The following is a 22292-nucleotide window of genomic DNA, read 5'->3' on the forward strand; positions in this document are numbered from 1 at the left end:
GAGAATAAAAAACAAGAAGAGCTTTTATATAGATTATTAGATCTAAAACACTGTCTTGAGATTGCAGAGAAATATATTATATCTGCTCGTGAGAATTTTAATGATATTCAAGAATTTAAAGATTTACTAAAAAATATCAGGCTCTAATAAAGAGTTGTATTTAATTCTTCTGTTATTTTTTGATATCTGGAATCTGTTATTATTTTTACAATTTGAGCTATACAACTTTTTGCCTCTTTTTTCTTTTCTTCACATATATTTTGCATTATTTGATATTGTTGTTCTCTTGTTTCTATATTAAATTGCAGTTTTTCTAACATTAAATCAATATCAAAATTCTCACTTTTCATATTGAAATAATTATCTCTTAATCCAACTTCCCCTAATAAATCTTCTATTTTACCTGGGTAACGCAAGTAAAGTTCACTATCATCTACCGAAATGAAAGGTGTTCCATTTTTAATTGAAAAAATAGTGCCATGGTATAAATCGGTTACAATACCGGAGAAATAAGAAAATACTCTGGCCCATTCAAAGTAATCTAAGTCATAAATATAGTTTTTAATATATGGATTACTACGAAAAATAGACACGATCTCGTATTTTGATCCAAACTTTTCTACAATTGCTTTACCTAATGCTGAATTACGCATCGTTACACCTATTATAGGTTTTTGTAAGTCTAGTTTATACTTTTTAATTAATTTATTTTCTAAGTTTGGAGTATTTTCAAACTCATACAAGAAAGCTGGATCAGGGTTTTTTTGAAAATTAACAGTATTATCAAACATTGATAACTGTTCTATGGTTGTATTATCTCGTATACCTAGATATTCAAATGTTCTTAGCATGTCGGATATAAAATTTTTATCTTCATTCGAAAATAAGCTAAAATCTGTTCTATTAGCTGATATTGCATAGCCAAGTTTTCTTGCTTTTATTTTATGGTTAGGCCAATACATATTTGGAAAACTATATTCAGGAAGTATTTTCCATATTTCATCACTTCCAGCAACTATAAAATCATAATTTTGATTATTTATGAAATTTATTGCCTTTTCATAATTGTCACTTGTAAAGCTTTTTTTAGATAATGGGAGTTTTTTCTTTGCTATATTTCTTAATTTTAGATACCTTATTAACGTTTTTATACTATTAATCTTATTATATGGATCTCTAACGCTCAAAAATTGACATTTTTCTGATTTCTGACTAGCACAATTTATCACTTCGACCTTAAGGTCTTTATATTTCATTAATTCTTTAGCTAAACTGTAACATTGTAAAAACGTGCCATAATTATTACTCTTAAAAAGTGTTAAAATACCTACTTTATAAGCCATTTTTTGCTATTTCCTTTTTTATTAGTAATTATTTTTATATAAGATATTTTTTGGAAAATTTTTTAGTGATTAATGCCAAACTAGTGCTCTGTTAATTTAATTATGATGATTGTTGCAGTCGGGTATGTTTTCGCAGGATCCTTTGTTTCATGTCAATTTGTGACACAGTCACTTTTCTCAGTCACCAATCATTCCAGTAATGACTTAATTATGTGCGTTAGCACCAGCGACGGAGAAAATTTATCCGACAAAACTTTCTTAACAGAGTACTAGGCTTTAAAAGATTAAGACTTCTTTAAAGGATTTTTAATTTTATATTATTGATCTTTGTAAAATAACAAATATTTATAATACATGTACTAGCTTTGTTATCATACTTAATATTCTTACTTACTTTGCCTACATAGATAACTACTATTTTATGGGTTTATTATTAAATCAAATTCAATAGACTAAGTCTCAAAAATTTTTATGTCTATAAAAACCCCTGCAATATGCAGGGGTTAAAGCTTATTCTCTTAATTTGTTTCCTAAATCAACTTTTTTAGTAGGATAATGAGAATCAATCCAATCTTGAAAACCATCTTTATAAAGAGTTATGTGCTTAAAACCTTCTTCTTCAAGTTTATTTGCAGCTTTTTGACCCATTTTATCATCTTCACCATAAATTACTAATTTTTTCTCTGGATTATACCGTTTTTGAGCTTCTACCTGTAATTCATCCATTGGTATATTTTCTGCTCCTTGAATATGAGAATGTTTGTATTCATTAGAATTTCTGACGTCAATTAGGGTAATGTCTAATATTTCATTTTTCAATTCATCCTTAGAGATAATTGTAGCCATTTAATATTCTCCTTATTATTAGTATTATAAAAACAGATTTATTTTCGGTATTATTGATACAAAGGTTAATTGGAGATAATCGTTTATTAATTTTATAAAACATTAATAAATTATTAATCCCATTTCTTGATAAATATTATTGAAATATAATTTAATAATAGGGATAATTGTTTTAGGAGTGTTTTATAACTTTTAGGACTTGGATGGAGAGATAATGAAAAATAGAAAATTTATGCTTTTATTCATCTTAGGTCTAGTAGCAGTAAGTATAGTTATTATACTTACAAAGCCAACAAAACTAGGCCTCGATTTGATTGGAGGATCAAGACTTGTTCTTGAAGCCCAAAAGCCTGCTAATGTGAGCAAAATTACTGATGAAATGATGAACAGTCTTCAATTTGCAATTGAAAATAGAGTAAACAAATTAGGGGTTGCAGAAACTCTGGTTCAAAGAGTTGGCGAAGACAGGTTGCTTGTTGAGATACCTAATATTAGTGATCCTCAAAAAGCAAAAGAATACTTAGGAGAAACTGCTGAACTGGAATTTAAAGAACAAAAAATGGGCTTTAATGGTGAACCTACTTGGGTAAGTACAGGTTTATCAGGTAAAGATTTAAGCAAAGCAACTGTTGGTACAGATTCAGTCGGACATTGGACTGTTTTATTACAATTTAATGACAAAGGATCCAAAAAATTTGCTGATTTAACAGCAAGACTTGTTGGAAAACCAATGGCTATATTCTTTAATGGTGAATTACAGTCTGCCCCTGTAATTCAGGAACCTATTTTAGGTGGTAGCGCTCAAATTAGTGGTGGACAAGAAGGTTTTACTATTGAAGAAGTTAGAAAAAATGTTGACCTTTTAAATGCAGGTGCATTGCCAATTCCCGCTAAAATCATTGAAGAAAACTCCGTAGGTCCAACTTTAGGTCTTGACTCTATTGAAAAAAGTAAGATTGCTGGAATGGTAGGTCTTGCTTTAGTTATGTTATTTATGCTTATTTATTACAGAGTCCCAGGTATTATTGCTAACATAGCTTTATTGATTTATGGACTTATAATATTTGCTATATTCAAGGTTGTACCGATTACTTTAACACTAGCAGGTATAGCAGGCTTTATTTTGAGTATTGGTATGGCTGTAGATGCTAATATTCTAATATTTGAGAGAACCAAAGAAGAATTAAAAGCCGGAAGAACTTTATTTACAGCTATAAATGCAGGTTTTGACAGAGCTTTTACAAGTATTTTTGATAGTAATATGACAACGATTATTACTTGTATGATACTTTACCTTTTAGGAACAAGTATTGTAAAAGGTTTTGCTTTAACCCTTGCAATAGGTGTTATGGTTAGTATGTTTACAGCTATTACAGTTACTAAGAACTTTATGCATCTTCTTTTTGGAACCGGACAGCTTAAAAATCCAGGATGGTTTGGTTTAAAGAAAGAACAAATTAAAAAGATGTTTGAAGTTGCAGATACAGATCCAAGAAAAGCAAAATTAGGCGTTCTTGACTAATATTGAGTTAACTGTAATACGTAAAAAGGAGATAAAAAGTGAGTAATCCATTTTTCAGAGATAAAAATATAATAGACGTCGTTAAATATAAATGGCTATGGATCACAATTTCATTATTATTAATAGTTCCAGGTATTATAGCTATGATTTATTCAACTGTAATAAATCATTCACCGATGAAATTGGGAATAGATTTTACTGGTGGAACTATGCTTCAATATGGTTTTAAGAAAGAATTAACAAGTTCTGATGTGGCAAATATCAGAAAAAGTCTTGAGAGTGCTGGAATTGAAAATCCTGTAATTCAACTTGAACAGACAAATAATGAGATGAAAGTCAAGATTGAAGCAACAAAAGCTAATATTGGAGCTAGTGAAGATACTAAAATCATTGAAAAAGCATCTCAAGCAAAAAAATCTAATATTAATTCCATTGTTTCAATTAGAACAAGATTTTTAGATAGCGAAAAGTCTAACAATGAAATTGCTAAGATTAATCAGGCTTTAGAAAATCAGTTTGGTAATTATGAACTTCTTCAAACTAGTTCAATTGGACCAACACTTGGAAATGAATTATTTAAGAATGCTTTGTTTGCTTTATTATTATCATTCATAGCTATTGTTGGATATTTAACTTTTAGATTTAAAGCTGATTACGCAATGTTTGCACTTATTGCTCTTTTACATGACGCATTATTTGTATGTGGTGTATTTGCTATATTAGGTCTTTTATTTAATGTTGAAATAGACAGTTTGTTTATAACGGCTATTTTAACTGTTATAGGATTTAGCGTACACGATACTATCGTTGTGTTTGACAGGATAAGAGAAAACTCAAGATTTCTTGCTAAAAAGATGTCTTTCAATGATATAGTTAATGCAAGTGTTAATCAAACTCTTGCTAGAAGTATCAATACATCATTAACAGCTCTTATCACATTACTTGCATTATATTTCTTGGGTGGAAGTACTACTAAAAACTTTGTATTTGCAATGATTTTAGGTATTGCAATAGGAACATATTCAAGTATTTTTAATGCCAGTACATTCCTTGCAATGTGGAGAAGCAAAGATATAAGAAAAAGAAAACCAGCGACAGCTTAAAGCAGTAATAAAAAATGAGGTTTAGACCTCATTTTTTATTTGTTTAGAATTTATTCTATTATTTCACCTGTTACTGTATCAAATTTATCTTTTTTTAAGAGATTGTTAATTAAATCTGCACTAAATATCTTATCTAAAAAAGAATGCTTAAGAGTAAAAGCTTTCCATTTTTCAGCTTTATTCAAACATTTGCTAAGTTTATCATTATCTTTCATAGAAGGATTTCTAGGTAGTTTAGCTCTACAATCTCTCTCAACCCCTAAAAGTTCCTCATGTGCTTTTCTGAATTCTGCTATATCTTCTCTTCCTGTTGCAACATATGCTTTTACTTCAGGTTTTCTTTCTCTAACCTTAAGATTTATTTCAAAATAAGTTGGAACTTTTTTTTCTTTATTAGTTTTAACAATAGAAGTTAAAGAATCTTGCGCTTCGTTTAAACCCCCATTAATTATATAAAACCCTTTAAAACTTATAGGATTCATTTTATCCCTTCCTTTTTATTTTTTAAATTAAATAAATACCTTATTATAAAAATAAACCTAAACAAAAAAAATATTGATATCAATAAAAAACAAATTTTTATAAATTTTTTAATGAAAGACTATTATCTGATGTGTTATACTTTAAAACGTTTATTTTGAGATTTATTAGGAATCTAAAATTTGAATTTAGTTAATACAAAAAAAAGAGCAGCTTTTTTATCCATAATTTCAAACACTTTTCTTATAATTGCAAAGCTTTTTGTAGGCATAATTTCAGGTAGTGTTAGTATAATTTCAGAAGCAGTACATTCATTTACTGATTTACTTGCATCTATATTAGCTTTTTATTCTGTTAAAATTTCATCTGAACCTGCTGACACCGAACATCAATACGGTCATGAGAAATTTGAGGATTTATCAGGCGGGGTTGAAGGTGTTTTAATACTTGTTGCTGCTGCTTATATTATTTATGAGGCTTTGGAAAAAATAAAAGGTAGTTCAATAGAATCATTAAATACAACCGCCGGTATTGTAGTTATGTTTGCTTCAGTAATTATTAATACTTTTGTAAGTGCTCATTTAATTAAAATATCTAAAAAAACTGATTCCATTGCTTTACTAGCAGATGCACAACATTTGAGAGCTGATGTTTATACTTCTTTAGGAGTTTTATTAGGTTTAATAATAATAAAATTTACCGGTTTATTCGTCCTTGACCCATTAATAGCTATAATTATAGCTGTATTTATCATAAAAACAGGTTATGATCTTACTAAAACTGCGGTTAAAAATCTTCTCGATACTTCATTGCCTGAAAACGAAAGAAAAATTATTGAAAGTACTATTAAAAAATATATACCTGAAGAGGCCATTAAATTTCAGGGCTTTAAAACCAGAAAAGCCGGAGCTAAAAGATTAATTGAGTTTACACTTACTGTACCAACAAATCTAACCATAAAAGAAGGTCATGACCTTTGCGATAAAATTGAAGAAGATCTTGAAAAAAAGATTAAAAATATCGATGTAACTATTCATCTTGAACCATGTAATGGTACCTGCTCTGAATGTATTTTGTATCATAAAGACTCTTTAGCTTGTCATAAATTGAAAGTTAAGAAAAGATGAAGTAATCACATATTACTTATAGAAAGTCAAAATAAAGAGAACTGGTTTATAATAAACCAGTTCTCTTTATTAAATTAAGTCTATTAATATAAAGGTTGTAAATTTGGTTCATGTTGAGGAATTTTACCTTCTTGAATTGGAGTATACACTCTATAATCTATTTCTGAGAATGGATTATCTACTGATTCAATATAGGTTAGACCTTCTTCATCAATGTTATTGTTTTCAATCATACTGGCAATACGCTCAAAGTTTTCCTGATGCTTTCTGAATCTTTCAACAGCATAATCTCTAGCTTGCCAGGTTGTTACTAAGAATGGCCAGTCACTACTTTGTACTAGCAGATTTTCTCTTGCAGCTTGATTTAAAGCTCTTAGCAATAATTTATCTTGTGGAATTACAGGATATTTAGCTGCAAGGTTTTGCATTCTTTTCTCACATGCATGAATAATTGGCCACATCCATTCTGTTTGATGATTTCTCCAGACCCAAAAGTGTCCACCTTGACCCCAAGAACTTTCAGGTAAGGAAATAGCAGCTGTTGGTGGGTTTTTATCAAGGTATTCACTTGCAGTTTGTCTATTTATACCTTCCATATATTTATGGAATTTAGTAATAACTTGTTTAATAAATTCAACACCTTCAAACCACCAGTGTCCAAACAATTCTGTATCAAATGATACCATTATTAGACCTTCTTTACCGGTAGCTTTTTTATGATCATTAAGCATATGATAAACAAAATTTGTATAGTGATCAGAGTTTTCATTGATTCTTGACATAGCTAACACTGGATCATATAACATTTTATCGCCAAGATCTGTGCTTGGACTTGTAATTCTCCAGTAATGCATACCGGAATTATCATCTTTTTTATGGAATTCTCTATAACAGCCATCACCAGGATAACCATCAGCCGCAGACCATACTTGGTAGCCAGCTCTGTCATTTCTACCCATTACAGCTACTTGAGCATCCGGCAACCAGTAAGCTTCATGTGTTGATAAACCTGTAGCTGGTCTTGGCGGTAATGGAATATATTCAATATTTCCATATACACCTATTGATCTTCTTGTTCCAACTGAAACTCCACCTTCAATTTGATGAGATTCTACGAAGAAATATTCTATACCATTGTTTTGCATAGCCACTTCAACAGCAGGTCTCCAATATTTTGTACCTTCGGGTGTAGTTACTTCATATCCAGGCCTGTAAGCACATTCTGGAAGCCATGCTCCTCTTGGTTTGCGACCAAATAATCTCTTAGTAGTATCAGATCCGACTTTAAATTGAGCATTTAAGGATGAATCTGTCTCTAATAAAGGAGAAAATCCGTGAGTTGCACCTGATGTTGTAATTTCTATACAACCTAAATCCTGATATTTTTTAAAGTTACCTATTAAGTCTCTTTTATATCTATTCAGGAAACTGTCTTTAATATTTGTATACCAGTCATAGTAGTACTTGGCTAGGTATTTTAAATGTTGAGAATGAGCAACACTATCATTTGGATAGCGATTTAAATCTTCTGATACTGATTCAATTCTTGAATCTAAATATTTAACAAAGCCGTCTTTAAGATGCTCGTCATTAAGTTGTTCAGCAAGAATAGGTGTTATTCCCACTGTTAATTTAGCTTTTATACCTTCTTCATAAAGATCGCCGATCACATTGAGAAGCGGTATATAAGTCTCAGCCATACATTCATATAGGTTTTCTTCGCCAAAGGGCCACATTCCAGCTTTTCTATAATATGGGAGGTGGCTATGTAACATAAATACAAAAGAACCGATCGACATTTTCTTTCCTCCAAGTTTTTTGGATTTTTTCTGTTTTTGTTTGGACTACTATTTTTACTTACAAATAGAATTTACCACAAAAATAAAACAATGCGTACCTAAAAGTATATTTTTTTTGTTTTTTTTAGACATAAACTGAAATCTAGTTATTGTGAATCAAATTTATTATGTTTAATTTGTCTTTTAGACTATTGTTTGCCTCACAATTTTGTTTTATAAAGAGTATGTTTACTAAACTATCAGTTTAATATCTTTTTTAGATAAATCTGCTACTTCAAGAAAACCAAAAATATAAGAAAAAAGCAATATTAAGCATGTAGTAGAGCAAGAATTCTTAACTCAAATAAAAATTTCAGAGAATTAATATGAGTAAAATTATCAATAAAATTGACAAAAAAATAATTGTATCATGCCAAGCAAGTTCTGGAGAACCTTTTCATGAAAATAATTGCTTAATGGCAATGGTAAAGTCTGTTATCTCTGGGGGAGCCTTAGGACTTAGACTTGCCGGATCAAATGACATTAAAGAAGCAAGGAGGTTTACAGATTTACCAATCATTGGTATAACTAAACCTGATCCTTTGCCGGAAAATTGGAAAAACGTTGTTTATATCACAGTTGACTTTAATGATGCTAAGTCTATTGCTGAAGCAGGAGCAGATATAATAGCTTTAGATGGTACTTCAAGACAAAGACCTAAAGAAAATCTGGCTGAATTAATATACAGGATTAAGACTGAATTAAATTGTTTAGCTATGGCTGATGTATCAACCTTAGAAGAAGGGTTAATGTGCAAGCTTTTTGGAGTTGATATTATTTCTACAACCCTTTCCGGTTACACTACCTATACTTTAGATAAAAATAGTGATGAACCTGATTTCGAATTGTTAAAAAATTTGGTAAAGATGGCTGATTGTCCTATAATTTTAGAGGGAAGAGTTTGGACTCCTGAACACGTTAAAACTGCCTTTAATTTAGGAGCTCATGCTGTTGTAATAGGATCAGCAATTACAAGACCTCATTTAATAACAAAAAGATTTATCAATTTAAGTCTGGAATAACATAAAAATAGTTGAGGGTTTGACAAAAATGGATAATAGAGAGTCGATTTCAATAGGAATAGATATTGGCGGTACAAAAATTAGTGCAGCTGCTGTTAATAATGGTCAAATAATCAGTGAGGTTTTATCTTTTGGAACACCTAATAACATAGAAGGTATAGTAAATACTATTTTTGAAGCTATAGAAATACTAAAAGATCAATATAATGCTAAATTTGTTGGTATTGCTACAGCTGGAACAGTCAATCTAGACAATTCAAGGGTTACCGGTTCCACTGGTAATTTACCTAAAGGTTATAATACCATTGAGTTTAAGAAAATAATTGAAGAAAAATATGGTCTTAAAACACTTATTGAAAATGATGCTAATGCTGCAGGATATGCTGAGTATAAAATTGGCAACGCTAAAGGTGATAGAAATACTGTAGTTCTTACACTTGGAACTGGTATAGGTGGTGGAGTTATAGTAGATGGAAAACTTCTAAAGGGCAAATCCGGTGGTGCTGCTGAATGTGGTCATATTCCTATTATTTGGGGTAAGAAAAGATCTTGCACTTGTGGTGGCTGGGATTGCTGGGAAGCTTATGCTTCAGGCACTGGTTACGCAAAAAATGCTCAGGAAATGGCTAGAGAAATTCCTCCTGAAGAAAGAACGGGCTTATTAAAAGATAAAAATCCTGAAGATTTAACTACTTATGATATTATCGAAGGCTTAAGTGTCGGTGATTCTTTTGCTAAAAAAGTTCACGATCATTGGGAAGAATTGGTTGTTTTGGGATTAGTAGCTTATTCTAATATATTTGATCCTGATAGCATAATTCTTAGTGGTGGTATGGCTAAGTTTGTAACTTTTGAAAAAGTAGAAAAAGAATTAAATGAAAGAATTGTTGTCCCCTATGTAAAAGTTCTTCATGCTAAAGCTGAAAACTATGCAGGCATAATAGGTGCAGCTATTCTAGCTACTGAAAAGTTTGAATCTAACATATATATTTCATAAGAATATTTATTGATGGTATATATTTAAGTGATAATCTATCGCTGTCATCCCGAAGCATTAAGTAAGGTTAATATTTCAAGTATCATAGAGGTTCGGGATCTTTCCAGATATGCTAAGGACGCAATAAAAAATACTTACGCATTTTTTATTGCTCGATTATTTGCTGGTTATAAGAAGTGCCAAAGGCACATATATAAGTACACGTTGAAATAGTTTAAGGACTTTAATAGTGTGACTGAGTCACCTACAAAAATACCTATTGGATTTTTCATCAAAATCCATAAGTATTTTTTACGCTGTCCTTAATAAGTGTAAACTGGCAAGATGTTGACAAGATTATAACTTAGTATTGACGATTTATGCTTCAGCATGACAATCTCTTTAAGTTTTTACTACTACCAAATATTTTTATTCTTTTACCGCCATTAAAATTAGTCCGAAATTGTCTTTGAAATCGACAGGCTGTATTGTTATACTTCTGCCGTAATTTATATAGTCTTTGTTTGAAATAGGATTTTTCCAGCTTGTTTTATTCTCAAATGGCATTTCTGAAATATCAATATTTAAATCGTTATTCAAACCATTTCTTGTCATTATAACAATTACACAGTTAGAATCATTGATATATCTAGCATAAGCATATATTTTATTTTCGTTATCAACTAGTAATGTTAAAAGTGGAGCATTAATAAGGCAAGAATTATTATCTCGTAAGTCTATAAGGTCTTTATAGAGATTAAATATAGATGCTTCATTGTTATAATGTAATAAATCATCAAAAACATCCCACCTCATAGTAGCCCTGTTATCAGGATCACTACCTCCTAACATTCCAAGCTCATCTCCATAGTAAATAGTCGGAGCGCCAGGAAGCGTAAACTGCATAATTAATGCTGCTTTTAATTTTCTATCATCTTTTAATACTGTTCTAATTCTTCTCGTATCATGACTTGAAAACACGTTAAATTGTACCTGATCAGTTCCCCATGACATATATTCAATGTTTTTATGCAGATTTTTATCTAATTCTGAAACATTAATTTCTCCCTGACAAAATACTGCATCCGTTGCTTTGTTTAATATTTCTCCTGAATAGAAATTTAAAACAGCTTCTCTTACCGGATAATTCATAATAGCATCAAATCTTTCGGGTTTTGATTCTTCATTTCCATATAAATAGGTAGATCCGAGTATCCCGCCAGACCATATTTCCCCAACTACATAAATATCTTCGGGTTTCTTTCCTATTAATATTGCTTCCTCGCTAATTTCTTGCCTAAATTCTTTCCAGAATTGATGGGAATCTGCTATCACATCAGGAACATCAAGCCTAAAACCATCAACACCCAACTTTATCCATTTTCTTGAGGAGTCAAAAAGATGTCTTTTAAGGTTTTTATCCTTTGTATTTAGCTCAGGCAGTTCAAATAAACCTGCCCAGCATTTATAATTAGGATCATTATAGATATGGATTAGTTTATAATGAAGTTGGTTGTTTAAAATCTCCTCTACGTTTGCATTCTTGAACTTTTCAGGCTCTATTATCGGAAATTTATATTTTCCACACCAGACATTTATATAGCTTTCTTTTGTAGAATCATAATTTTCTTTTCTTGGATCATTCTCAATTACAATATTTTGAGGTTTATCATCAAGATAATTTTCTAAAACAGGTATTTTTATTCTTTCTCCCGGAAGATGTGGTAATTTTCTATACCAATGGAAATATTCTGATTTTTCACCTTTTTTTAGAACATCTTGAAAAGCATAATGATTTAATCCAGTATGGTTATAGACTAAATCAATTATTATCTTTGCTCCCTCATTGTGTAGAGCGTTTATTAAATCTATTAAATCTTCTTCACTTCCAAATTGTGGATCTATGGTTTCAAAATTCTCAGGCCAATATTTATGATTTGATGACAATGATTCATGAATAGGATTTAAGTATAAGGCTTTATTTTTAAGAGAACCGAATAAATTCTTGAAATAAGGAATTTTTTCTTTAATACCCTTTAAATCACCACCAAAATTATTGAAAAAATCAGGAGGTGAATCCCATGGAACTGTATTTGGTGGAATTATTGATTTATCTCCATTATAGAATCTATCTACCATTATTTGATACCAGGTGGCTTTTTGGGCCCAATCCGGCGTTGTAACTGTAGAATAAGATAGCAAGCTCATATCTGGAGTATACGTGTTTTTATTCAAAAAGAATTTGTAGAAACCTTTACCTTTAGGTACCTCAAATATACCAATCCATTTATTGGTTTTATCTTTTATTAATTTATATTTTTCTAATTTCTGGATCTCTTTTCCCCACTGATTAAATTCTCCAACAAGATAAACATCCTCTATTGATTGAGAATTATAACCAAATCTTTCAGGATAAAAATAAAAAATCTCTCTTACAAACTCTCTATGGATCATAAATAAACCTTTTATTTACTAACTCTCATTGTATTCTTATTATTCTAACCTCTTTGATCATTTTATAAAAAATCAGGATTAATATAAAGGGATATTGATCTTTTTATTCAACCTGAATTGCTAGACCAATAAAAAGCTTGATATAACTGAATTAAAATTCTCAAAAATTATATAGATTTGATAAAGAGCGAAGCGGGAGCTAAATAATCTCATTCTCAGCTTTTGCCCTTTATCCACCCTAAGGGTGGCAGGGGTGGGTTTTTGAGAATTTTGGCTAAAATTAATTGATTAGCAATTCAAGTTATTTTATCAATTTTTCCTTAATAAAAAACCTCCTAAAGGAGGTTTAACTTACTAGGAGTGGAAATTAGTTGGACTGAAGAGTTACTTTATTACTATAAATTATTAATCAAGATTTTCATTAAATTAAATCCTCAGTTGTAGGGTTAATTCCTACCCAGAGGGGTTATTATATATGCTAAGTTTTTTTATACAAAATCTAATAAATTGTTTTTAAAATTTTTATTTTCCAAGGAAATTTCCTGTTTTAACAAAAAATCTTATGTAAAAACGAGACAATAATTTTCCTAAAAATCCGTAAATTTCAATGTTTTTTAATAATATGGCTTTTTTAGGATCAGCTGTTGATACTAATAAATCGTCACTACTTTTTACTAAAATTTTCCCTGGTTTATGTACAGGTTTTTTAAGATCAATTATTTTACTCGAATTTATCATAAAAAACTGATCTTTATAGCGAGTATAGCATTTCATCCAGGGGTTTAAGCCTCTAATTTGATTGTATATTGAATCTGCAGAAGAATTCCAGTTTATTTTAGCATCATTTTCGGTTAATAGGGGGAAATAACTTGCTTTTTTTTCGTCTTGTTTTTGAGGTAAAAATCTGGCATTTTCAAGTCCTTCTAAAAGTTCTTTTATAGCTTCTTTAGCTGTATATGAGCACTTTGTTCTAAGACTTCCTCCTGTATCATCATTAGAAATGATAATTTCTTTTTGAAGAAGAATAGGTCCTTCATCTAATTTTTCATTAACAAGGTGAAAAGTTATGCCGGATTTGGTTTCGCCTTGTATTATAGTTGATGCATATGGATTACTTCCTCTGTGTTTTGGTAGTAAGGATGGATGGCAATTTATACAGGCTATTTTAGGCAAAATTATTGTATTTTTCTTTATAACTTCACCCCAAGATCCTATTATTATTACATCCGGCTGTAATTTTAACGCTTTTTTTATAAATTTTTCGCTGTTTATGCTTTCTGCCTCTATTTCAGATATTTTATTAGCCTTTATAAGTGAACTTAGCTGATCTGGCCAAAAAATATTTTTTAAAAAGAAAAGCAATTTATTAGATTTGGTTTTTTCCCAGCGCAAAATTCCTACCAGCTCATGTTTTGATTCAAGTACTCCTAACATAAGCGATGAAGCTAATTCACCATAACCAACCAATATAACTCTTAGCATTATACTTACCCATAAATCGATATCTAATTTTAATTTTACACCTCTCTTCTTAAAATTTAAAAATTTGGTGATAATATCACCTAACTTAAGTTAACACTTGATGTCTTTATAGCCGATAGACTTAAATTAAAGTTATCTGTTAACGTTGGAGCACTACTATAATTTTAAGAAGAGTTTGTTTTATATTAATAGGCAATAAAGTTTTTTCTTGGTATATTATATTTAGAATACATAGATAATCTTCTTAATTTACAATCTAATATCAAATAATAGGAGAAAGATAATGGAACAAATTACAAAAATAGCTTCTGACTTAAACGAAAAAACAGATAGCAGATATAAACTTGTTTATGAAATAGCTGAATTAGCGAAAAAACTTGTTGATGAATCAAATCAGAAAAAATATCAAGAAGATTTTGGTTATGAAATTGAGCCATCATACAACGCTTCAATCAAAAAAGAAAAGCCTGTTCAACATGCCATTATGGTAAAAGCCAGTGAATCAGACGATAGTGGTCTTGTAGGATAAAATATTAGGATTTCAAATAATAAATACAGGATAAAATTATCCTGTATTTATTATTTACTAGATAATTCAGATGCTACTTTTGCTGTTTCCTGAACGGTTTTTGAAAGAGCAGCTCTTATTTTACTGTCTTCCATAACAGCTAAACCTGCTATTGTACAACCTCCGGGGGTTGTTACTTCATCTTTTAGAACAGATGGGTGTTTTTCTGTTTCAAGTACCATTTTTGCAGCGCCAAGAGCTGTTTGAGCAGCAAGTTCTATTGCTATTTTTTTAGGAAGCCCTAATTTTACACCGCCGTCAGCTAGAGCTTCAATTATTAGATAAATAAAAGCCGGACCACTTCCGCTTATTCCGGTTACTGCATTCATATATTTCTCTTGAACTTCTATACATCTTCCTATGTTTGAAAAGATTCTTTTTACTAGTTCTATCTGGTTATCGGTTACATATTTACCTCTGGATATAGCTGACATTCCTTCTCCTACAACAGCAGGAGTATTAGGCATAATTCTAACAACAGGAACTTCTTTTTCTAAAATATTCTCTATAAAATCAGTACTTATTCCAGCAGCTATAGAAATTATTATTTTTTCTTTAGTTAAATCTTCTTTAATTTCCTCTAAAACATTCTTTATAATGAAGGGTTTTGTGCTCAAAATGATAACATCTGATGTTTTTATAAGATCTTTGTTGTTTGATATAACTTCTATTCCTAACTCTCCAGATACTTTTTTTGCTATTTCTTCTGTTATTTCAGACGCGGTTAAATTATTCTCAGGTACAAACTTTGATTTAATTAAGCCACTAATAATGGCTTTTCCCATAACTCCAGCACCGATAAAACCTATTTTTATATTTTCCAGCATTTATTTTTCCTTACCTTTCCAATTGAAAACATTTTATTTGTTTATTCAAATTTTTTCAATAAAAGTTTGAGTAGAGGTACAACGTAAACTAAGGAGGTAACAAAAAATACTTACGCATAAAGTGATATTGTCATTGCGAGGAGGGCTGAAAGCCCGACGTGGCAATCCAAATTATAGCATTATTTAATGGATTGCTTCGCTTCGCTCGCAATGACAGATTTGCGTTTTAAAATACGCAATATTTTTTTGTTTGTTCCTTAATAGCTTTAAATTAAGTCTGACTGTTTCAAAGGCTTTAGTCTATATCTTAAGTTAGGTAATAAATATTACCAAAGTTTGAAAATTGACATTAAAAAGACCACCTTTGGGGCAGTCTTTTTAATAGGGGTAAATAGGGCTATGCTCTCTCTGGGAATTAATGCTTTATTTTATGCATTAAATACTTAAGCTGTTTCTGGAAGACCCATTCCTTTGTATCTGGTTCTAACTGATTCATCTATTTGTGCGACTTCGTTTGCATCATCAAATTCACCTTTTCCTAGGTAATCTAAGAAATCTTCTGCTATTTGTTCACATTGCATTTCTTGTTTTAGGGAGTTAGTTGTGTTTAATGAGTAATGGTTAAGTTCGTGAATTAGTGTAGAGGCTATTTCTTCTACTGATCTTTGATCCATGTTTTTATTATTTAATTGAATAGTATTATCTTCTTGCATTCCTAGTGCCATAGCTGGAAGATCTGCGCCCATTATTTGAAGTTTTGGATCTTGTAACGCTTGCATTAATTTTAAATTTCCTGTTTTTTGTACGTAGTCTTTAACTAATTGCATTGCTTGTGAAAGTTTTCCTGTTTTATCACCTTGAACTTGTTTATCTCCACCTAGTGTTGGTGTTGTTGGATTTGTTGCTGGTGGAGTTAATGCTCCTTGTGTAGCGGTTGGTGCTGCTGCAGGATTGTTTTGAATTTGATTTTTAGCTGCTAAATTACTTACTAAAGTCATTAATGTTTGAATGAATGATTTTAATGTTTCATTAGTATCTAATGCTGGAGCTTGTGTATCAAATTTTGAAAAATCATTAGAAAAAGATTGAGGCTTCGAATCATTCTTCAAAGCCTCAAATATACTTATGTCGTTTTTATTTCCTTGCCCTTGTGGTGTTCCTTGAACAGGATTTCCACCTAAACTAAAGTTTTTATTTAATAGTAAATCCATATTTCCTATAGTATTTTTACAGTTAATCATATACTCTCCCCCTTTTTGATTTTATAATGATTAATTGTTTTTTAATATATATATTATATAAAGTATATATTTTAGAAATAATTGCTAGTTTTTCATGATATTTGTAATATTTATTTAGAATTAAAACATGTTAAATATAGTCAAATTGCATGTTTTGTTTGTTATATAATGAGGAGAGCCAGGGAAAATGATTTATTACATGAATTAAGTCCTAATATACAAATTATAATCTTCATTGGGATAATCAATGATATGATAATGTAGTTAAGTTCCCAAAAAAATTTTTTTTATGTATGATAATTTAGTGTTATACTCAAAAACATGTTTGTAAAAACCTTAAATTGGAAAATCAATAAACAAAACGAAATATAAAAGGAGTTCAAGAAATGAGACGCACACTCGAAGGAACAAAGAGAAAAAGACAACGTAAAAGCGGTTTTTTAGAAAGAATGAGCACCCCAAACGGCCGAAATGTACTTAACAGAAGAAGAGCTAAAGGGCGCCATAAAATAGCAATCGTGGCTAAAAATAGGGCATAAAGGTGTTACCGGAGCCTGAAAGACTTAGAAAAAGTAGTGAATTTGGTTATACTTACAATCTTAAAAGATCTGTAGCAACTTCACTACTTATTTTATATACAGGAAAATTAAAAAATTCTTTAGAAACATCTCCCAGAGTAGGCTTTGTTGTTGGAAAAAAAGTTCATAAAAGAGCTAATAAAAGAAATTATATTAAACGGTTAATGAGAGAAGCTTATAGAAATATAAAAAAGACTACAAAAATTCCTATAAATCAGTGGGAAACATTAATTTTTATAGCAAGGCCAAATATTCTTGAAGTTGATTACAAAGAAGTATATGATAATATTGTAGAGTGCTTAAGGAAAGCTAATAAACGGTATGGAAATCCAGATTTGATGGGAAATTAAATATTTTATTTTATTTAAATTTAAACGGCTCTAGTTATAAAAACAAAAAAAATGAAAAAAATAGCAATTTTATTAATAAAAATTTATCAGAAAGTCTCAAAATATACTCCTCGTGTATGCAGATTTTATCCATCTTGTTCTGAATACACAAAACAAGCCATTATTAAATACGGCTTTTTAAAAGGGTGCTCTCTTGGTATATTAAGAATAATAAAATGCCATCCATTAAATCCGGGTGGTTTTGATCCGGTTCCATAAGTATATTAATTTGTAATGAGGTTATAATAGTGGATTTTACAACGATTACAGTAGAAATATTAAAAGGTTTAAGTCAAATAGCAGGTGGTTACGGCTGGGCAATTATACTTTTGACTGTCTTGGTCAGAGTAGTTATGTGGCCTTTAAGTGTGTCCCAGCAAAAATCAATGAAAAAAATGCAGGAATTATCTCCAAAACTTAAAGAAATACAAAATAGGTATAAAAGTGATCCTCAAGTAATGCAAAAGAAAATGATGGAGTTCTACAAAGAACACAGTTTCAATCCTTTTGGAGGATGTTTCCCCTTACTAATCCAAATGCCTATATTTATTTTGCTTTATACAGCTCTTATTAGTCCTCAATTTATAGAAGTTGCTGGTAATTCATCTTTCTTCTTTATAAGTAGACTTGATGCTCCTATTAGAAGTCATGCCGGAGAAGCAGGTGATCAACGCTTTGGTGTTGTAAAAGGAGATACATTCTCAAGTGGTAAATATGTGACTGTTTATACAAAAGAGGGTATTATCAAGGACGTTAAGGTTGAAGATCCAAACAAAATCTTTATAAATAAAGATCAAAAACAGGAAGTTATTCCTGGAGAAGCTTTAAGCTTACAGGTTAATTTGGATAAACTCGATTTACCATCTGGTAAATTAAGCGAAGTTCAAAAAATTGATATTCCGGTAATTAATAATAGTACTAAGGAAATTGAACATATTACTTTTAATAAAACGGATTCTTCTCTTGCAGCTCAAATTGAAACAGAAGGAGTAAAAACAACATTTAATTATGATGTTCTGGCTCTAATATTACTCTTTGGTATAACAATGTTTTTATCTCAGAAAGTAATGACAACTCAGAGCAGTGCTACAGCAATGGATCCTTCTCAAAAGGCTATGCAAGATCAAATGGGCAAAATAATGCCTGTAATGATCACTTCAATGTTTATTTTCTTCCCAATTCCAGCCGGTGTTCTTTTATATATGGTTGTAAGTAATATAATTCAAGTTATTCAAACAGTTATGATTAATAAAAGCATAGAAAAAGAAAAAGTTTCTAAATCTAAAACTATTGTTGATGAGATTCCTTCAGAAGTTAAAACAGTTACAGGAAAAGAAGTTTCTGAAGATGAAACAGCCAGTCAACCACAAATTTCTGGACCTAAGAAGAAAAAAAGAAAAAAATAAATGGTAATAAATAATATAAAAGATACAATAGCAGCAATAGCAACCCCACTTGGAACTGGTGGGGTTGGTGTTATTAGAATCAGTGGAGAAAATTCTTTTAATATAATTTCCAGAATATTTTCCAGTAAATTTAATGAAAAAAAAGTGCCTGATTTTGAAGCCGGAAAAGTTTATCATGGCTGGGTGACTAAGTCACTGTCTCAAGTCATCAATCATTCCAGTAATACCTCGTGTTATTACAATGTGACTAAGCCACTGTCTCCGGTTGCTAATTCTTCCAATAATACCCCATGCCATTGTGAGATGACTAAGTCACATTCGCTGGTTAATGATTTAGTTGATTTTACTCCTTTAGATGAAGTTATTGTTCTTGCATTTAAAGCTCCAAAAAGTTATACCGGCGAGGATGTAATTGAAATACATTGTCATGGCGGAGTTAATATTGTTAAAAGTGTCCTCAACCTTTGTCTTGAATCAGGGACAAGAATGGCAGAAGCTGGAGAATTTACTAAAAGAGCTTTTTTAAATGGAAAAATGGACTTAAGTAAAGCAGAAGCTGTTCTTGATTTAATTCACTCAAAAACAGATGTTTTTTCCTCTATTTCAGCTCATAATCTAACAGGTAAACTTTCTTTATATATAAGTAGTTTAAGAGAAGATTTAGTAAATTTATTATCGTTAATGACTGCCGCAATAGATTTTCCTGAAGAGGTTGATGAACTTGAATATAGTTATATTGAAGAAAAAATTAATTTTTTGATAGAAAAAATCAATTTTGCTTTAAATACCGCTTCAACTTCTAACTTAATGCGATATGGCTTAAAAGTAGCTATTGTCGGAAAGCCTAATGTAGGTAAATCTTCTTTATTTAATTCTTTACTTAACATAGAAAGATCTATTGTCACCGATATTCCAGGGACAACAAGAGATATTATTCAAGAAATTATTGATATTGGTGGAGTTCCGATTACTTTAATTGATACTGCAGGAATTAGAGAATTAGCAAGCAAATGTTCAAGTGATTATATAGAATCTATAGGTATAAATATTGCAAAAGCCTGTATTAAAGAAGCTGATCTGGTTTTATTTTTATATGATTCTTCACAAGGCATGAGTACTGCAGACAAGATTATTTATGAAGAAGTAAAAGATAAACCTCTTGTAAAAATAGGAACAAAAGCCGATTTAATGACATGTAAAATAAATGATAATGATGTAATTTATGTATCGTCAAAAACTTATCAAGGACTGGATTTGGTCAAAAAAGAAATAGAAAAAATAATTTTTTCTATAGATTTATCTGTAAATAGTGATTTTTCCACTAACATAAGGCAGCAAGAATGCTTAAAAAATGCTAAAAATTCTCTACTCCATGCTTTAAATTCTTCTAAAAATAGAGAGGTTCAAGATTTTATATCTATAGACCTAAAATCAGTCCTATTATTTTTGGGGGAAATAACCGGAGAGGTTGTTTCTGAGGAGATTATCAATAATATTTTCTCTAACTTCTGTATTGGTAAATAAAAGTATCAATTGTTTGACTAATTCTTTAATGCAAAAGGTAATATGATGAACAACCTTCCCCCCCATTTGAACAATTATTGCCATCTCCCCATGGTTTTACTTTATTTGTATATATTGTAATCCCAAATATATCATAACCTATTCTATTTGGTTTTTTAAAACCATTAACATCTATAACAATATCGCCACAGTCATCATTATTACAATCTTTGTCTACAGAAAAGAAATAAACTAACATACCATTATTCAATATAAAGCTACTTCCATTTTCCCATTGAGCGATTATAACATTATTAGGGTTTGCATAGCTTTTGATAACTCCACTAGCATGCCAACAATCACCTTGACTTGTCCCTTCTAAACAAGTTTTTGTGTATGTCATATATTCTTTATATTTATTACCAAGATCATTATTATTTTCAAATATACCCTTAAAACTACCTCCATAATCTATAAGAATTCTTTTGGTGGCTTGATCAAAATTTGCGTAAGCTGTTTTCCATGCACTCCTGTTTATATTATCTTGAACATTCTGAATTAAAGCAGGAACGGTAAGTGCAGCAATTATTCCAACTGTAATCAGAGTAATTAATATTTCTGCTAATGTAAATCCTCTTTTGTTTGGCAAATTTCATTAATCCTTTTTCAAGAAAAAGACATATTTTATATGCTTTATTCAAATTTATAATGATATATAATACTAAAATTATATATCATTATAGCATTAAAGTTTTTACGAAATACAAAACTCAAACCAAAGCCATAAATTTTCATGGCTTTTTATGGTATCTTTAAATAAAAATTTAATCAATTTGATATGTTATTAGACTACACTATTTGAGTAAAATTGTCAACACACTTTGAGAAGCTTTTGTAAACATTAATCTAGTATGGTGATAAATAAAAATGAGTATTGGTAATAGATTGAAGCAAGTTAGGCAAAATAAAAAATTAACTATGGAAGAATTTTCTCAAATTGTGAATATTCCAGCAAGAACGCTTGGGGGTTATGAAAGAGAAGAAAGAAAACCTCCTTTAGAATACTTGGAAATATTAAGAGATAAATTTAACGTAAATATCAATTGGCTTTTAGCTGGTGAAGGTGAGATGTTCATCAAAAATGAATCTATTCATTCTTTACAAGAGTTAAAAAATAAATATAATCTTACAGATGAAGAATTAAAACTTTTAAATGAACTACTTACTTCTCCTGAAAAAAGAAAAGCTCTTTTAAAATTGCTAAAATAAAATCTATAAAAGTTCTTCTGTCATTGCGAGCCATGAATCGTAATTTTAAGAAATAATCATACTTGCGTGGCAATCTCAAAAGAGTATAACAATGCGTTTCTCACGTCACTTCTCTCCTCAGAATGACATGTGAAAGAATCTTACCTGATATCCTAAATATGACAAAAAATCTTGAGTGGTAATTTATTCAAAATTAGTGTGATCGAATATTAGGATAAAACAGTAAAGTAGGTTAGATATTTCTATCGATTTTTAAAAAAGATTAATCTTTAAGAATTTTCCAAACAATGTTAACAAGTTGCCTTGCAAGACATTTTC

At 30.2% G+C, this 22292-nt stretch carries 21 protein-coding genes; 12 read left to right on the forward strand and 9 right to left on the reverse strand.

Features of this window, described 5'->3' with window-relative positions:
- Positions 1-143: 143 nt before the first annotated feature.
- Both A2255_05660 and A2255_05665 read right to left on the reverse strand, forming a co-directional pair.
- Positions 144-1343, reverse strand: a complete 1200-nt coding sequence (locus tag A2255_05660; protein ID OGI22889.1) for a hypothetical protein — start codon at positions 1341-1343, stop codon at positions 144-146.
- Positions 1344-1853: 510 nt separating this feature from the next.
- A complete protein-coding gene (locus A2255_05665) occupies positions 1854-2189 on the reverse strand; it encodes a hypothetical protein (GenBank protein OGI22890.1) in 336 nt (111 codons plus the stop codon).
- A 214-nt stretch (positions 2190-2403) separates the two neighbouring features.
- On the opposite strand from A2255_05665, the gene A2255_05670 reads away from it, so the two are divergent.
- Positions 2404-3711: a protein-export membrane protein SecD gene (locus tag A2255_05670; protein ID OGI22891.1), complete on the forward strand. Its 1308-nt coding sequence runs from the start codon at positions 2404-2406 to the stop codon at positions 3709-3711.
- 68 nt (positions 3712-3779) lie between these two features.
- The gene (locus tag A2255_05675; protein OGI22912.1) at positions 3780-4814 is read left to right on the forward strand and encodes a protein-export membrane protein SecF; all 1035 of its coding nucleotides are present in this window, start codon (positions 3780-3782) and stop codon (positions 4812-4814) included.
- A gap of 50 nt (positions 4815-4864) precedes the next feature.
- Here A2255_05675 and A2255_05680 read toward each other — a convergent pair whose 3' ends face one another.
- The gene (locus A2255_05680) at positions 4865-5296 is read right to left on the reverse strand and encodes a hypothetical protein (GenBank protein OGI22892.1); all 432 of its coding nucleotides are present in this window, start codon (positions 5294-5296) and stop codon (positions 4865-4867) included.
- 180 nt (positions 5297-5476) lie between these two features.
- Here A2255_05680 and A2255_05685 point away from each other — a divergent pair, with 180 nt between their 5' ends.
- Entirely contained in the window at positions 5477-6421 is a 945-nt protein-coding gene (locus A2255_05685; protein ID OGI22893.1) for a hypothetical protein, read from the forward strand.
- Positions 6422-6504: 83 nt separating this feature from the next.
- Here A2255_05685 and A2255_05690 read toward each other — a convergent pair whose 3' ends face one another.
- Positions 6505-8220, reverse strand: a complete 1716-nt coding sequence (locus A2255_05690) for a hypothetical protein (protein ID OGI22894.1) — start codon at positions 8218-8220, stop codon at positions 6505-6507.
- 374 nt (positions 8221-8594) lie between these two features.
- Here A2255_05690 and A2255_05695 point away from each other — a divergent pair, with 374 nt between their 5' ends.
- Both A2255_05695 and A2255_05700 read left to right on the forward strand, forming a co-directional pair.
- A complete protein-coding gene (locus tag A2255_05695; GenBank protein OGI22913.1) occupies positions 8595-9281 on the forward strand; it encodes a hypothetical protein in 687 nt (228 codons plus the stop codon).
- 28 nt (positions 9282-9309) lie between these two features.
- A complete protein-coding gene (locus A2255_05700; protein OGI22895.1) occupies positions 9310-10278 on the forward strand; it encodes a hypothetical protein in 969 nt (322 codons plus the stop codon).
- Positions 10279-10686: 408 nt separating this feature from the next.
- Here A2255_05700 and A2255_05705 read toward each other — a convergent pair whose 3' ends face one another.
- Both A2255_05705 and A2255_05710 read right to left on the reverse strand, forming a co-directional pair.
- On the reverse strand, positions 10687-12711 hold the full coding sequence (locus A2255_05705; GenBank protein ID OGI22896.1) for a hypothetical protein: 2025 nt from the start codon (positions 12709-12711) through the stop codon (positions 10687-10689).
- A 522-nt stretch (positions 12712-13233) separates the two neighbouring features.
- On the reverse strand, positions 13234-14193 hold the full coding sequence (locus A2255_05710; protein OGI22897.1) for a hypothetical protein: 960 nt from the start codon (positions 14191-14193) through the stop codon (positions 13234-13236).
- 283 nt (positions 14194-14476) lie between these two features.
- Between A2255_05710 and A2255_05715 the strand changes: the two genes are divergently transcribed.
- The gene (locus A2255_05715; GenBank protein ID OGI22898.1) at positions 14477-14722 is read left to right on the forward strand and encodes a hypothetical protein; all 246 of its coding nucleotides are present in this window, start codon (positions 14477-14479) and stop codon (positions 14720-14722) included.
- Between the two features lie 50 nt (positions 14723-14772).
- Here the strand turns inward: A2255_05715 and A2255_05720 are convergent, their stop codons facing one another.
- Positions 14773-15588 carry a pyrroline-5-carboxylate reductase gene (locus tag A2255_05720; protein OGI22899.1) on the reverse strand — a complete coding sequence of 272 codons (816 nt, stop codon included), beginning with the start codon at positions 15586-15588 and terminating at the stop codon, positions 14773-14775.
- 443 nt (positions 15589-16031) lie between these two features.
- Positions 16032-16829, reverse strand: a complete 798-nt coding sequence (locus A2255_05725; protein OGI22900.1) for a hypothetical protein — start codon at positions 16827-16829, stop codon at positions 16032-16034.
- Positions 16830-17215: 386 nt separating this feature from the next.
- Between A2255_05725 and A2255_05730 the strand changes: the two genes are divergently transcribed.
- The 5 genes from A2255_05730 to A2255_05750 are packed head-to-tail and all read left to right on the forward strand — an operon-like array spanning position 17216 to position 20726.
- Entirely contained in the window at positions 17216-17368 is a 153-nt protein-coding gene (locus A2255_05730; protein OGI22901.1) for a 50S ribosomal protein L34, read from the forward strand.
- A 2-nt stretch (positions 17369-17370) separates the two neighbouring features.
- On the forward strand, positions 17371-17757 hold the full coding sequence (locus A2255_05735; GenBank protein OGI22902.1) for a ribonuclease P protein component: 387 nt from the start codon (positions 17371-17373) through the stop codon (positions 17755-17757).
- 51 nt (positions 17758-17808) lie between these two features.
- Complete coding sequence (locus A2255_05740; protein ID OGI22903.1) at positions 17809-18015, forward strand: membrane protein insertion efficiency factor YidD; 207 nt, start codon at positions 17809-17811, stop codon at positions 18013-18015.
- A 29-nt stretch (positions 18016-18044) separates the two neighbouring features.
- On the forward strand, positions 18045-19202 hold the full coding sequence (locus tag A2255_05745; protein OGI22904.1) for a hypothetical protein: 1158 nt from the start codon (positions 18045-18047) through the stop codon (positions 19200-19202).
- Positions 19203-20726: a tRNA uridine-5-carboxymethylaminomethyl(34) synthesis GTPase MnmE gene (locus A2255_05750; GenBank protein OGI22905.1), complete on the forward strand. Its 1524-nt coding sequence runs from the start codon at positions 19203-19205 to the stop codon at positions 20724-20726.
- A gap of 25 nt (positions 20727-20751) precedes the next feature.
- Here the strand turns inward: A2255_05750 and A2255_05755 are convergent, their stop codons facing one another.
- A complete protein-coding gene (locus A2255_05755; protein OGI22906.1) occupies positions 20752-21354 on the reverse strand; it encodes a hypothetical protein in 603 nt (200 codons plus the stop codon).
- Between the two features lie 278 nt (positions 21355-21632).
- Between A2255_05755 and A2255_05760 the strand changes: the two genes are divergently transcribed.
- Entirely contained in the window at positions 21633-21974 is a 342-nt protein-coding gene (locus A2255_05760; GenBank protein ID OGI22907.1) for a hypothetical protein, read from the forward strand.
- The last annotated feature ends 318 nt before the right edge of the window (positions 21975-22292 follow it).

The sequence above is a fragment of the Candidatus Melainabacteria bacterium RIFOXYA2_FULL_32_9 genome, assembly GCA_001784615.1.
Lineage (GTDB): Bacteria > Cyanobacteriota > Vampirovibrionia > Gastranaerophilales > UBA9579 > UBA9579.